Source organism: Kitasatospora sp. NPDC057198, assembly GCF_042670125.1.
Classification (GTDB): Bacteria; Actinomycetota; Actinomycetes; order Streptomycetales; family Streptomycetaceae; genus Kitasatospora.
Genome location: NZ_JBHUWH010000026.1, coordinates 21,065 through 33,914, shown reverse-complemented (window position 1 = coordinate 33,914; position 12,850 = coordinate 21,065). Strand labels below are relative to the sequence as shown.

The window sequence follows — 12,850 nt, the reverse complement described above, 5'->3', positions numbered from 1 at the left end:
GGCACCGGGGTCGCCAGAGGCACCGGGGTCGCTAGAGGGTCCGGAACCAGTCCGCGGTGCGCCGCAGGCCCTCCTCCAGCGGGACGGGCACGACGTCCGGGAAGAGCTCGCGCAGCCGCGCGTTGTCGGCCTGCGAGTCCCGGACGTCCCCCGGTCGCGGGTCGACGTGCTCGGCGGCGACCGGGGCGCCCAGCACCCCGCCCAGCAGGCCGATCAGCTCCAGCAGCGAGGTGCGCGTCCCGAAGGCCAGGTTCACCGGGTCCGCGGAGACGACCCGGCGCAGCACCGCCTCGGCGAGCACCTGGGTGACCGTGCCGACGTAGGTGAAGTCGCGGCTCTGCCGCCCGTCCCCGTGCACCGTCACCGCCCGCCCGGCCAGGGCCGCGTCCAGGAACGCGGGGACCACGGCCGCGTACGCGTGCCCGGCGGCCTGCAGCGGGCCGAACACGTTGAAGAAGCGCAGCGGCAGCACGCCCAGGCCGTAGCAGTGGTGGTACGCGCCGAGGTAGGACTCGGCGGCCAGCTTGGAGACCGCGTACGGGCTCATCGGCGCCGGGCGCATCGACTCGCGCTTGGGCAGCTCCCGGTTGGCGCCGTACACCGAGGACGAGGACGCCGCCGCCACGTACAGGCCGCCCGCCCGGCGGGCGGCCTCCAGGACCTCCAGGGTGCCGGTGGCGTTCACCCGGTGGCTGGCCAGCGGGGCGGTGATCGAGCGCGGCACCGAGGGCAGCGCCGCCAGGTGCACCACCGCGTCGGCGCCGGTGAACGCCGCGTCCAGCAGGGCCGCGTCGAGGATGCTGCCCTCGAAGAAGGTGACGTCCACCCCCGCCAGGTTGGCCTTGCTGCCGGTGGACAGGTCGTCCACCACCCGGACCTCCGCCACCTCCGGACGGGACGTCAACTCCCTGGCCAGATTGGCTCCGATGAACCCCGCCCCGCCGGTGACCACCACACGCATCGACCCGTACCGCCCCTCGATCGGGCCCGGGGACTCCCCCCACCGGGCCGGTGCGGCCGACTCTAGCGGCGCGGCCGGACCCGGCGTACCCGAAACCCGCACACTCGCGACCAAACCAACCCATCGGACACATCCCGGCCGACAGACGGGGGAGGGGGGCGTCAGCGCTTCGGCCGGCGCGCGGTCTCCTCCGCCGCGTCCAGCACCGCCGCCAGGTCGCCGCCCGCGGTCGCGGTCGCCGCCGCGGCCACCGCGCCCTCCACGAACGGGGCGTCCGCGAACCGGGTCGGGAACGGCAGGCCGTGCTCGTCGGCCGCCGCCAGCACGGTCAGCACCGTGCGCACCGGGCCGTCCAGGTCGCACAGCACCGCCACGCCGTGGCCCTGGTCGACCCGCCGGGCCGCCGCCGCCACCAGCACCGCGCTGCTGCCCGGCCCGTCCGCGAGCGCGCCGCCGGTCGCCACGACCGGCGCCGGGTCGTCCGCCTCCAGCACCGCCAGCGCCAGCGCCCGCACCGCGTCCGCCAGTTCCTGGCTCTGCGAGACCAGCACCAGGCCCACCCGCCCGTGCCCGGCCGGCCGGGAGGGGCGCGGCACGGACGGCACGGGCGCGGTCACGGTGCCCGTCGCGGCACCCACCGGCGGCGCCTGGGACGCCGAGGGCGCGGTGCTGATCGGGACGACGTCGGCGCGGCTACCGCCCCGCTGGTCCATCGACTGGTCCATCGGCTGCTCCCGGGTGCGTGGCTGACTGCTCGTCACCCCATCCTCGCCCCGCCGCCGCCCGGAACGCGGCCCTTAGCACAGGTGTCGCCGCCGGAAGGCCGGATCGGCGCAGTCGCCCCGCCCGCGGGCCGGTCGGGGCGGAAGGGCCGGACCGGACGGCTCCGGCTGGCTAGGCTGGTGCCCGACCGAGGAAGCGGACCCCGAACGGAAGGACCTGCGGATGACGCCGGCAGAAGCGGCCCAGGCGGCGGAAGAGCGCCGAAAGATCGAACTGGACGTGAGCGGCGCCGAGTGGCTGAACGCCCCGGGCGACGAGGAGGGCGTGCAGATCGCCTTCGTCGACGGGTACATCGCGATGCGGAACGGCGCGGAGCCGGACGGCCCGTCGCTGATCTTCACCCCCGCCGAGTGGCGGGCCTTCGTCCTGGGCGCCCGGGACGGCGAGTTCGACATCCAGCCGCAGGAACCGCCGCAGCAGCAGGGCGAGTAGCGGGCCCGGCGCGGGCGCACGACGGCGCCGAACCGGCCGTCCCGGAGGCGGCCGGACCGGCGTCCCGCCGGTGCCCCGGCGGGGAACGCCGCAGCACAGCAACCCGCGCGCAGGTGACGAGTGGGCATACGCCGAGGTTACAAAAGAGTTCTGATGGGCCGAATCTTGTTGACTGTTCGACAAGCCTGCCAGCACAGTAAGAGCAGGCAGACGCCGTGCCTACCGCCCCCACGCGGTATAGGCACGGCGCCCGCTTCTGCTGCCCGTCAACGGCGCCGCTGACGGGCCCTCCCTCCCCGTGCCGCACAGGGTGCGGCAGCCGTCGCAACGGGAGTGACCCGACCGGGAAGAGCGACTCCCCGGCTGGGCCGGAGCCCGGATTCCGCACGCCCCCACGCGGCGGTGATCCGGGCAAGGTTCGCGAACGCGACGGCACGAGGGCCCCGCGAACCTGGCTCTGGGTGTTATGTGGATGTTGTGGCGCCGATTCGATGGTGCCACGAAGGTCCGGAGCCAGCCGGAATCACCCGCAGGCTCCAGGAACCGTCCAAGGACCATTGAATCAGCAAATGGTGCTCTGAGTTCACACGACCGCGTGCGCAGTGAGGGAATGCGCGCAAGGCACGCTGCGACAAACCGCCCCCTGTGGATCTCGCCCCGGAGCGGCCGTCGTGCTGAACCGAACGTAGCCCGGACGGTTGCTCAGAGTCAACATTGGTCCCTGAGCGTAGATCTCGGCCTGATCGCGGACCCGCGCGCGGGCCGCCGCCCACCGGGCACGTACGATGGGCCCATGTCATTTCTCCGCCGTCGCTCCGGACAGCCCGCCGGCCCGGACTTCGACGTACTGGCCATGGATCCGGGCGACTGGCCCGGCGACTTCGGTGCCATGATCCTGGCCGGTCAGGACGGATCCTGCCAAGGCATTTTCCTCCAGTACGACCTGCTCGGCGGCCGCGGCCCGGCCATGCTGATCGGCAACGTCCCGCAGGAGTCGCCCGCCCGCGAGAGCGAGGACGGGGTGCCGCTGGAGGCCCGGCAGCTGCTCGCCTCGCTGGAGAACGAGGAGCAGGTCGACTTCGTCTCGGCCGAGGACTTCCCGGTCATGCTCGGCGACGACCTGCTGATCGTCCGCAAGGTCAGGGTCACCGAGGAGCGGCTCTACTGCTCCCAGTTCGGCCGCAGCGACGGCGTCCAGGTCACCATCGCCTCCTGGGACCGGCCGATTTCGGACGATCTCTACCAGCTCCTCAAGCCGCTTCCGGCGGAGATGTTCCAGCAGGGCTGACCCGTGATGCCCCGCCCGCCGCTGCTGACCCGGCGCCTGCACGTGGACCTCCGGCGCACCGCCGGCGCGGCCTGTCCGGCCTCCTGACGACCCAGCCGTCGACCAGGACGCCCGACACCCACGCCGCCCGGCCCGGAGGCCCACCGCCATGACCCGCACCGCAGCGCAGCCGACCGTCCCCACCCACGCCGCGACCGCGGCCACACCCGCCGACGGCGCCGTCGAACGCGCCCTCGCCCGGCTGCCCCGGGTCGTCGACCTGCTGGCCGCCCGCGCCGCCGAGCACGACCGCGACGGCACCTTCCCCTACCAGGGCGTCGAAACCGTCCACGAGGCCGGACTGCTCACCCTCACCGTCGGCCGCCGGCACGGCGGGCCGGGCGCCGGACTCGCCGACACCGTCCGGGTGCTGGCCAGGCTCGGCCGCGGCGACGCCTCCGTCGCCCTGCTCACCGCGCACACCCTGCTGCACCACGCCGAACAGGCCCGCACCGCGCCCTGGCCCGCCGCGCTCTACCGGCGGCTGCTCACCGAGTCCCGCCGCGGCCCCGCCCTGGTCGGCACCCTGCGCGCCCCCGCCGGACAGCCGCCCGCCGTCACCGCGCACTGGCGCGGCAACGCCTGGCGGCTCGGCGGCCGCGCCCCCTACTGCCCCGGCGCCGAAGCGCTCGCCTGGCTGGTCGTCGAGGCCCGCACCGCCGAGGCGCAGCCCCGCACCGGACTGTTCCTGGTCCGCGCCGACAGCCCCGGGCTGGAGATCGACCCCGCCGCCGACCAGCTCGGCCTGCGCGCCGCCGCCGGCCACCACGTCCTGCTGGAGGACGCCCGGGTCGGCACCGACGCCGTGCTGCTGCCCCGGGGCGCCGCCCCCGCCCCCGACCCGGTCGCCGCGGCCTGGCAGCAACTCGCCCTCGCCGCGATCCTGTTGGGCACCGCCCGGGCCGCCCTCGACTGGTCCGCCGGGCGGCTGCGCGACACCGCCGCCACCCACCGCCGCCCGCTCGGCGAACTCCACGCCGCGCTCACCGGCGCCGAGGAACTCGTGCACGGCCTCGCCGCCCGCACCGACGCCGACCCGGCCGCCGCCACCCGGGCCCCCGCCGTCCAACTGCTCGCCGCCCGCACCGCGGGCGACACCGTGCAGCGGGCCCTCACCCTCACCGGCAGCGCCGGACTCGACCGCCGCCACCCGCTGGAGCGCCACCTGCGCGACACCCTCAGCCTGCGCACCCGGCTCCCCGCCGAGGACGCCGTGCTGGACGCCCTCGGCGGGGAGCTGCTGGGAGGCTGAGCCTCAGCGGGTGCCGACCGCCGCGCGGACCGCGCGGCGGGCCAGCGCCGCGTCGTCGTACAGCCGGCGGATCATGATCCGCTGCTCCTCGCCCGCGCCCGGGACGTCGTGCAGCCGCAGCTCCCGCATCAGCACCAGCACCAGGTTCACCAGGAACGCGTCCCGGGCCAGCGTGCCGCCGGACTGGGCGAGTTGGCTGATCTGGCGGCGGGCCGCGGTGTCCCCGGAGAGCACGCTCCACAGCACCGCCAGGTCGTAGCCCGGCAGGTACCAGCCGGCCCGCTCCCAGTCCAGCAGGACCGGGCCGGACGGGGCCAGCAGCACGTTGCCCAGCAGCGCGTCGCCGTGGTTGAGCTGCCACGGCACCGAGGACAGGCCGTGCAGCAGCCCGCGCAGGTCGCCCGCGTCCCGGTCGGTCAGCAGGCCCAGCGAGTGGAACCGGGCGATCTCGGTCTGGTAGTCCATCGGCTTGCCGAACACGTCCGTCGGCGGGCGCCACAGGTTCAGCGTGCGCACCGCGCCCAGCACCGCGCGCACCTCGCCCGGCGTCGGCGCGTTCGCCGGGTGCCGCTCGCGGGCCGCCGGACGGCCCGGCACCCGCTCCAGGACCAGCACGCAGCGGTCGTGGTCGGCCGCCACCAGCCGCGGCAGCCGCACCGGCGGACGGTGCCGGACGAACGCCCGGTACACCGCCACCTCGTGGTGGAAGCGCTCGATCAGCTGCTCCGCCCGCTCGCCGCGCAGCGCCGCCGGCGCCAGGCACTTCGCCACCACCGGGGCCCGGCCGATGGTGCCCGCGATCAGCACGTGCCGGCTGCCCTCGCGCAGCACCTGGCGCGGCAGGAACGCCGGACATATCCGCGCGACGTTGGCCAGCACCGCCCGCACCGCCGGGGTCTGCAGCGCGGCCGGGTCGACCCGGTCCACGAACGCCTCCGGGGCCCGGCCGGCGGCGGGACGGCCCAGCCGGCCGGCCTGGTCCAGCAGCGGCCGGGTCACCAGGGTGGTGCGCCCGCGCGGGTCGCGCAGATCGGTGCCGCGCGGCGCGGGCCGGCCCGCACCGGCGGTCGGGGGGCGCAGGGGGGAGCGTGAGGGGCGTACGGTCGCGCCGTCCGCCCCGGTCGGGGCGGACGAGCGGGTACCGGTGCTGGATGTGGAGTACATGGGTCGGTGAGGGTCCTTCCTTGACCGGCGGCACAGCGGGGGAGCGGCGGATCTGGGAACTGCGCGGGGCCCGGATCCGCGGGGTCGGGCCACCGGGTGGTGCGGGGGCGCCGGGCACGGCCGGCGGTGCGCCGGAACCGCCCGCACCCTGGGGAGTGCGTCCGTCCCGTACCCACCGCGCCCTGCCCGGCGCCCCCGCGCCACCCGGGCGCGCCACCCCCCGGAACGCTGCTCCCGGACGGCCTCCTGACGCACCGTCGGAACGAGGTCCGGGCCGGTCGGGGGCCGTTCCGGTGCGAAGCCGGGGTGGCGCATACCTACCTGACACCCGAACGGCACTGGCACACCACGTAGCGCACCCTGGCGAACCCTGGCGAATGGTCGCCTGGCAAGTGACAGAGCCACTAGGGTCGGTGACCAGCCGAGGAACCTGGGGGCTTCAGTTGAGCAAGGGGCCGAACACCAGACTGGCCGACCACTTCGCCCTGACCGGATGGTCCAAGGGCGAGCTGGCCCGGCTGGTCAACCGGCGGGGTGCCGCGCTGGGCGAGCAGCAGCTGTCCACCGACACCTCCCGGGTCCGGCGCTGGATCGAGCAGGGAGAGATCCCGCGCGACCCGGTGCCGAGGGTGCTGGCCGCCGTGTTCACGGAGCGGCTCGGCCGTGTCGTCACCACCGAGGACTTGGGTCTCGAACGACACCGGCCCACCAGGTCCGGCAGCAGCGCAGCACCGCCGAAGGAGCCCTGGGCACCGGATCGGACGGCCGCGGTCCTCACCGAGTTCACGGGAATGGACCTCATGCTGAACAGACGCGGACTGGTCGGCGCCTCGGCCGCCCTCGCGGCGGGCGCGGCCATCGCCGACAACCTGCACGACTGGCTCACCGGCGGGGCGGTCGCCGAGGCGGCCGCCCGCCCCGGGCCCCGCCACGTCCTCACCCAGGGCGGCCCCCGCCCCGTCCTCGACGTCTACGAACCCGGACCGGTCGGCGACGAGGAGGTCGCCGCCCTGGAACGCGCCGTGGAGGTGTTCCGGGCCTGGGACGCCTCGCGCGGCGGCGGACTCCAGCGCAAGGCGGTGGTCGGCCAGCTCAACGAGGTCGGCGGCCTGCTCACCCACGGCCACCCGCCCGCGCTGGAGCGCCGGCTGTGGACGGTCGCCGCCAACCTCGCCGTGCTGGCCGGCTGGATGTCCCACGACGTCGGCCTCGAACCCACCGCCCAGCGCTACTTCGTGATCGCCGCGCAGGCCGCCCGGGAGGCCGGCGACCGGCCCCGGGCCGGCGAGGCGATCTCCCGCGCCGCCCGCCAGATGCTCCACCTCGGCCGGGCCGACGACGCCCTCGAACTCATGCAGCTCGCCAACGCCAGCGCCGGCCCCGCCGACGGCACCCTGCCGCAGACCCGGGCCATGCTGCACACCGTCGAAGCCTGGGCGCAGGCGTCGCTCGGCCGCTCCGAGGCCACCCGCCGGGTGCTCGGCGAGGCCGAGGAGCTGTTCGTCCAGGACGCCGCCGAGCCCGCGCCCAGCTGGATGCAGCTGTTCAACGAGGCCGAGCTGCACGGCATGCAGGCCCTGGTCTACCGCACCCTCGCCGAGCACGACCCCGGCGCCGTCCCGCTCGCCCTCCGGCACGCCCAGACCGCGATCCGGCTGCGCCAGGCCACCGGCCGGGAGCGCTCCGTGCTGCTCGACCGGATCACCCTGGCCTCCATCCACTGGATCTCCGGCGAGCCCGACGAGGCCCAGGTGCAGGCCAAACTGGCCCTGGCCTCGATCAACGACACCTCCTCCAAGCGCACCTGGGACCGGCTGCGCGAGATGTACCGGCTCTCCACCCGCTACCAGGGGCTGCCCGCGGTGGCCGAACTCCGCGAGCGGATCCACGCCGCCCTGCCCGCCCCCAGGAACCCCCGGACGGTCTGACTCCCCGTCGGCCCGCGGGGCTTTCCGAACTGCGGGCCGATCCGATTCGTGCCCGAACGCACGTCCCGTTGCGGAAGGGGTCGATCCGGTACGGACGGACCCGGTTCGGTACCTTTCAGCTGGGGAAATTCGTTGCCCTGTGTGCAGATCGGCCACCCAGGCGGTAACCTTCGGTGATTCCGGCGCCCGGGCGCCTGAGCTGTGCCAACCGACCCCGGCGACGGAAATCCCGTTGCCACGACGACCGCCGCAACGGATGCTGACCTCATGTTCGAGCCAGTGATAGCGCCCAGCGCCAGCCTCCTCGGCCTCCTCCAGAGAGGCCGCGGAGACGGGCAGCTGCATGCGTTGGCCGCAGACCGCGACGAGGCGATCGCCGCCGTCGAGACCTGCGTCACCAACGACCCCCGCGCCGACTGGCAGGTCGAGAACCGCTCCCTGTACTACGCACGCCTCTACATGGAGCTCGAAGCCCCCCTCACCGGCATCGAGCTCCACCTCCACTCGCCCGAGGACGGCCTCGACACCGACGAGGCCCGCACCGGCCTCGCCCTCGCCGTGCTCGGCCACCTCGCCGGCTACGGCCGCCGCGACGCCCTCGACCTGCTGCGCGCCTACACCACCACCGGGACCAACTGGGCCTGGGCCCTCGACGAGCTCGCCCTGCGCGACACCGACGAGGCCCTGCTCGCCCTCGCCCCCGCCGTCCTCGACCGCTTCCCGGCGGGCCCGGAGGGCGACGCCGAACTGCGCGAAGCCGTCCGCGCCGCCTACGAACCCCGGGTGTGGCGGCTGTGGGCCGCCCACCACCCGCGGGTCGCCGCCGCCGGCGAGCAGTCCCCGTTCGACCTGTGGCAACGGCAGCTCAACCGCCCCGGCGTCACCCCCGGCTGGTCCACCACCGACGTGCTCGCCTGGGCCGACCAGGGCGACGGCACCACCCCCGACGCCCTGGCCCGCCGCGCCGCCGCGGCCGCCCGCTGCCTCACCGCCGTCGTCCGCCCCGAGGACGCGCCGCTGCTGCACGACGCCGCCGCGCACGGCCCGGCCGGCGCCCGCTGCGCCGCGCTCCGGCACCTCGTCGAGCAGCGCGACCCGGCCGCCGCCGCCCTGATCGAGGCCGCCGCCGCCGACCTGGACCATCGGGTGGTGCGCGCCTCGCTGGAACTGCTCGGCCGGATGCGAGGTCCCGAGGCGCTCGCGCACGCCCGCCGCTGGGCCGACCCGGCGACCGGCGGCGCGGACAGCGCCCTCGCCCAGGCCGCCGTCCGGCTCCTCGCCGACGCCGGCGAGAACTGCGACGCCCCGCTGGTCGTCGCCGGACTGCACCAGTGGATCTCGCTGAACGGCGTCACCGGCGCCGCCCTCGGCAGCCTGGTCGACGGCGTCGGCCGGCTCCGGGCCGCCGCCGCCGTCCCCGCCCTGCGGCACGTCTACGGCGAGGCCGCCTCCTCCGAGCTGCGCGGCCGCGCCGCCCAGGCGCTCGCCGCCACCGACCCCAACTTCGGGGCCGGTCCCGCCGTCGAGTGCCTGTGGGACTGCGAGGAGTCCACCCGCGAGCTGGCCGCCACCCACGTCACCACCACCGGCGACGTCCGCGTCCTCGAACGGCTGCGCAGGCTCGCCGCCGACCCGGCCGAGGAGGCCGAGGTGCACGCCGCCGTCCGCGGCCGGCTGACGGCCCGCGACCGGTAGGCTTGCCGGTCGTGCAGCGACCACGAGCGATCCGCCGGTCCGTCGTGCCCGCCGCCCTCGCGCTGGGCCTGCTGCTCGGCGCGGCCGGCGGCGCGGCCGCGCACGTCGAGGTCGACTCCCCGACCGCGCAGGCCCTCGCGGTCGACGCCCGGGTCGCCTTCTCCGCCGAGGGCGAGTCCTCCACGGCGGGCATCGCCGACGTCAAGGTCGTGCTGCCCGTCGGGCTCGCCCCCGCCGACGTCACCCTGGTCGAGGCCCCGGCCGGCTGGACCCTCACGCCCACCGCCGACGGCTACGCGGTGGCCGGACCGGCCCTCGCGCCCGGCGCCGCCGCCGAGTGGACGGTCGAGGTCCGGCAGTTGCCCGACGCCGACTCGCTGGTCTTCAAGACCCTGGTCGACTACTCCGACGGCCGCACCGACCGCTGGATCGAGCTCCCGCAGGGCGACACCGAGCCGCAGCACCCCGCCCCCGCGCTCGCCCTGCGCCCGGCCGCCCCCGGCGCGACCCCGCTGGCCGCGCCCGGGGCGAGCGCGTCGGCCTCCGCTTCCGTGTCGGCCTCCGCTTCCGGTTCCGCTCCGGCGAGCCCGTCCGCCACGGCCACCCTCTCCGCCGTCGCCGAGGCCCCGGCCCCGAAGGACGGCGGGGCCGGCGGGGCCGGCGGGGGCGGCACCAGCACCGGCGCCGTCGTACTCGGCAGCGTCGCGGGCGTCGCCGTGCTGGCCGCGCTGGTCGTCCTGGTGCTGCGCCGCCGGAAGTCCGCCGCCTAGGCCCGCGCCGGATTCGCCCGCTTCCCCGAAGGGCCTGCGCTTCCACGGCACCGACCGGGCGAGGACGGGTCCGGCCCACCGGTGCGTCCCGGCCCCGTACGGCCTCCCGGCGGGGGCGGTCCACGGCGGCGACGCCCGGCCGGGGCGGGGCCCGGAGCTGCGGCCCGTGCGGTGTTGCCGTCCCATCCGTGCCGCCCGTTGCGCCGGGGCCGTGGTCGGGTTCAGGCCGGGACGGGTGCCGGGGTGCTGCCGTGCGGGAGGCGGCGGACGGCGGGGGAGAGCAGCGGGAGCAGGGTGAGGGAGCCCTGGGCGAGGGCGGCGGCGGTGGCGAGGGGCGGGGCGCCGAAGTGGGTGGTGAGCGGGCCGCAGGCGAGTTGGCCGAGGGGGATGGCCAGGTAGGAGAGTGCGTCGGCGTTGGCGGAGACCCGGGAGAGGACGCCGTTCGGCAGGTGTTCCTGGAGCGAGGTGTCCCAGGCGGTGGCGGACAGCGCCAGGCCGAGGCCGGAGGCGAGGGCGGCGGCGAGCAGCCAGGGGCCGGGGGTGTGCCGGCCGAGGGCGAGCAGCGGGAGCGGGAGCAGCAGGCCGGCGAGTTGGCCGGTGGCGAGCAGGCGGCGCGGGGCCAGCCGGTAGGCGGCGGTGCCCGCCAGCAGCAGCCCGGCGCCGCGGGCGGAGAGCAGGGTGCCCCACAGGGCGGGGCCGGCCAGTTGCGGGCCGAGGATCTGCCAGGGGCCGACCAGCAGCAGGTTGGTGGCGCAGCACGACCAGGTGGTCCACCAGGCCCAGCGGGTGCGGCGCAGGACGCTCCAGCCCTCGCGCAGCTCGCGGCGCAGGCCGGACGACGGGGCGGCGGCGGCCCGTCCGGCCGGGAGGCGGGCCAGCAGGTACGCGGCGGGCAGGTAGCCGAGCGCGTCCAGGGCGACCGCCCAGCCGGGCCCGGCCCCGGCGACCAGGAGGCCGGCCAGTGGCGGGCCGAGCAGCTTGCTGCCGTTCGTGGCCGTGCTCAACAGGGCGTTGGCGGGCCGCAGTTGATCGCTCGGGACGAGTTCGGGCAGCACGCCGCGCAGCGCGGGCGAGGTGAACGCGGTGAGCGCGCCGTTGAGGAACTCCAGGGCGGCGAACGGGCCGAGCGCGTAGTGGCCGGTGAGCAGCAGGGCGGCGGCCGCGCCCTGGCTGAGGCCCGCGCCGAGGTGGGTGGTCAGCAGGACGGTGCGCCGGGGCAGCCGGTCGGCGACCGCGCCGCCGAGCAGCAGCAGGCCGAGCAGCGGGAGCATCCGGACGGCCAGCACGGCGCCCAGGTCGGCGGCCCGGCCGTCGGCGGCGTCGAGGACGGCGAAGGCCAGCGCGACCGGGGCCATCGCGCCGCCCAGCAGGGAGACCGCGCGGCCGAGCAGGAAGCGGCGGAAGGCCCGGTGGTGAAGGAGTGGTGGAAGCACCCGCAGAGTGTGGGAGCGGGCGGGCCGGGGCCTCTATCGTTTCGGGATCCGCCGAAAGGTGCCTGAGGGGGGAGGGCGTCGCCGTGGTCGTGCTGCGGTTGGACTCGCTCGCGCTGTCACGTTCCCGGTTCGCGCTGTCGCCGTTCGCCGAGACGCTGGCGGCGGTCGTCCAGCTGGCCCGTCCGCACGCCGATCCGTGGGCCGCGCCCTGGTGGGAGCGGCACCGTCCGGCGTTCCTGGCCCGGCTGGCGGGGGACGGGTACGCGCGCGGGCTGGTGGATCTGGTCGCGGCGACCAAGTACCTGCCGGACCACCTGACGCTGCCGCCGGGCGGCGGGATGGAGACCGGCCTGGACGCCGAACTCGCCGAGGTGGCGCGGGTGCCGGACGAGGTGGCGGTGGCGGGGCTGCGCGCGGCGCAGGCGCACGCCTGGGCGGGGCAGCGGCTGGACTGGCTCACCGGCCGCGGGCACGGCGTCCGGGCGGCGGAGCTGTTCCGCGAGGTCTGGGACGCGCACCTGGCCGCGGACTGGCCGGCCCGGCGGGCGGCCCTGCGGCGCGACGTCACGCACCGGGCCGGGCTGCTGGCCGCGCACGGCTGGCCGCGGGCCCTGCACCTGATGAACCGGACCAGCGCGTGGGTGGGGACGGACGCGATCCGGTTCAGCGACCGCCCCGGGCGGGACCGGGTGGTGGGGTCGGACGGGATGCTGTTCGTCCCGGTCACGGCGCAGCGCAGTTCGTGGCTGTGCGAGGCGCCGGGGCGCCCGTTCGCGATGGTGTACCCGGCGCGCGGGACGGGGGACGGCGGGGCGGGCGGCGGCCGGGCGGGGGACGGCCGGGCGCTGGCCCGGCTGCTCGGCGGCGGGCGGGCCCAGATCCTGCGGGACCTGGACACGCCCGCCACCACCAGCGAACTGGCCCTGCTGCTGGGCCAGTCGGTGGGCACGGTCGGCGGCCACCTGGCGATCCTGCGCGACACCGGGCTGGTCGACCGGACCAGGCTGGGGCGCCGGGTGCTCTACCACCGCACGGCGCTGGGCGACCGGCTGGTGGCGGGCCCGGGAGCGGAGTCGGACTGAGCGGGGCCGAGCCGGGCTGGGCT

Annotated in this window: 12 protein-coding genes; 8 read left to right on the top strand and 4 right to left on the bottom strand. The window is 76.6% G+C overall.

What is annotated here, in order from left to right; translation table 11 throughout:
• Positions 1–31: 31 nt before the first annotated feature.
• Positions 32–961 carry an NAD-dependent epimerase/dehydratase family protein gene (locus tag ACFUEL_RS05495; protein WP_380234690.1) on the bottom strand — a complete coding sequence of 310 codons (930 nt, stop codon included), beginning with the start codon at positions 959–961 and terminating at the stop codon, positions 32–34.
• A gap of 161 nt (positions 962–1,122) precedes the next feature.
• Positions 1,123–1,722: a PTS-dependent dihydroxyacetone kinase phosphotransferase subunit DhaM gene (locus ACFUEL_RS05490; protein ID WP_380234689.1), complete on the bottom strand. Its 600-nt coding sequence runs from the start codon at positions 1,720–1,722 to the stop codon at positions 1,123–1,125.
• 184 nt (positions 1,723–1,906) lie between these two features.
• Here ACFUEL_RS05490 and ACFUEL_RS05485 point away from each other — a divergent pair, with 184 nt between their 5' ends.
• The 4 genes from ACFUEL_RS05485 (at position 1,907) to ACFUEL_RS05470 (ending at position 4,755) form a co-directional block, all read left to right on the top strand.
• Positions 1,907–2,176, top strand: coding sequence for a DUF397 domain-containing protein (locus ACFUEL_RS05485; protein WP_380234688.1), 270 nt, complete (start codon positions 1,907–1,909; stop codon positions 2,174–2,176).
• 793 nt (positions 2,177–2,969) lie between these two features.
• Positions 2,970–3,464: a hypothetical protein gene (locus ACFUEL_RS05480; RefSeq protein ID WP_380234687.1), complete on the top strand. Its 495-nt coding sequence runs from the start codon at positions 2,970–2,972 to the stop codon at positions 3,462–3,464.
• 6 nt (positions 3,465–3,470) lie between these two features.
• Positions 3,471–3,551 (top strand): putative leader peptide, encoded by an 81-nt coding sequence (locus tag ACFUEL_RS05475; protein WP_359783877.1) that lies wholly within the window; start codon positions 3,471–3,473, stop codon positions 3,549–3,551.
• A gap of 61 nt (positions 3,552–3,612) precedes the next feature.
• Positions 3,613–4,755 carry an acyl-CoA dehydrogenase family protein gene (locus ACFUEL_RS05470; protein WP_380234686.1) on the top strand — a complete coding sequence of 381 codons (1,143 nt, stop codon included), beginning with the start codon at positions 3,613–3,615 and terminating at the stop codon, positions 4,753–4,755.
• A 3-nt stretch (positions 4,756–4,758) separates the two neighbouring features.
• Here the strand turns inward: ACFUEL_RS05470 and ACFUEL_RS05465 are convergent, their stop codons facing one another.
• Positions 4,759–5,919, bottom strand: coding sequence for an aminoglycoside phosphotransferase family protein (locus ACFUEL_RS05465; RefSeq protein ID WP_380234685.1), 1,161 nt, complete (start codon positions 5,917–5,919; stop codon positions 4,759–4,761).
• A 443-nt stretch (positions 5,920–6,362) separates the two neighbouring features.
• Here ACFUEL_RS05465 and ACFUEL_RS05460 point away from each other — a divergent pair, with 443 nt between their 5' ends.
• From ACFUEL_RS05460 to ACFUEL_RS05450, 3 genes are all read left to right on the top strand, one after another.
• Positions 6,363–7,847, top strand: a complete 1,485-nt coding sequence (locus ACFUEL_RS05460; protein ID WP_380234684.1) for a hypothetical protein — start codon at positions 6,363–6,365, stop codon at positions 7,845–7,847.
• A 267-nt stretch (positions 7,848–8,114) separates the two neighbouring features.
• Positions 8,115–9,542: a HEAT repeat domain-containing protein gene (locus ACFUEL_RS05455; RefSeq protein WP_380234683.1), complete on the top strand. Its 1,428-nt coding sequence runs from the start codon at positions 8,115–8,117 to the stop codon at positions 9,540–9,542.
• An 11-nt stretch (positions 9,543–9,553) separates the two neighbouring features.
• A complete protein-coding gene (locus tag ACFUEL_RS05450) occupies positions 9,554–10,312 on the top strand; it encodes a DUF1775 domain-containing protein (RefSeq protein ID WP_380234682.1) in 759 nt (252 codons plus the stop codon).
• A gap of 221 nt (positions 10,313–10,533) precedes the next feature.
• On the opposite strand, the gene ACFUEL_RS05445 is transcribed toward ACFUEL_RS05450, so the two are convergent.
• Positions 10,534–11,745, bottom strand: a complete 1,212-nt coding sequence (locus ACFUEL_RS05445; protein WP_380234680.1) for an MFS transporter — start codon at positions 11,743–11,745, stop codon at positions 10,534–10,536.
• 83 nt (positions 11,746–11,828) lie between these two features.
• On the opposite strand from ACFUEL_RS05445, the gene ACFUEL_RS05440 reads away from it, so the two are divergent.
• The gene (locus ACFUEL_RS05440; RefSeq protein ID WP_380234679.1) at positions 11,829–12,827 is read left to right on the top strand and encodes an ArsR/SmtB family transcription factor; all 999 of its coding nucleotides are present in this window, start codon (positions 11,829–11,831) and stop codon (positions 12,825–12,827) included.
• The last annotated feature ends 23 nt before the right edge of the window (positions 12,828–12,850 follow it).

Bases quoted from the DNA above. Each gene is read 5' to 3' on its own strand.
- ACFUEL_RS05470 (WP_380234686.1), top strand. From the start codon at position 3,613: ATGACCCGCACCGCAGCGCAGCCGACCGTCCCCACCCACGCCGCGACC.
- ACFUEL_RS05475 (WP_359783877.1), top strand. From the start codon at position 3,471: ATGCCCCGCCCGCCGCTGCTGACCCGGCGCCTGCACGTGGACCTCCGG.
- ACFUEL_RS05455 (WP_380234683.1), top strand. From the start codon at position 8,115: ATGTTCGAGCCAGTGATAGCGCCCAGCGCCAGCCTCCTCGGCCTCCTC.
- ACFUEL_RS05465 (WP_380234685.1), bottom strand. From the start codon at position 5,919: ATGTACTCCACATCCAGCACCGGTACCCGCTCGTCCGCCCCGACCGGG.
- ACFUEL_RS05480 (WP_380234687.1), top strand. From the start codon at position 2,970: ATGTCATTTCTCCGCCGTCGCTCCGGACAGCCCGCCGGCCCGGACTTC.
- ACFUEL_RS05495 (WP_380234690.1), bottom strand. From the start codon at position 961: ATGCGTGTGGTGGTCACCGGCGGGGCGGGGTTCATCGGAGCCAATCTG.
- ACFUEL_RS05485 (WP_380234688.1), top strand. From the start codon at position 1,907: ATGACGCCGGCAGAAGCGGCCCAGGCGGCGGAAGAGCGCCGAAAGATC.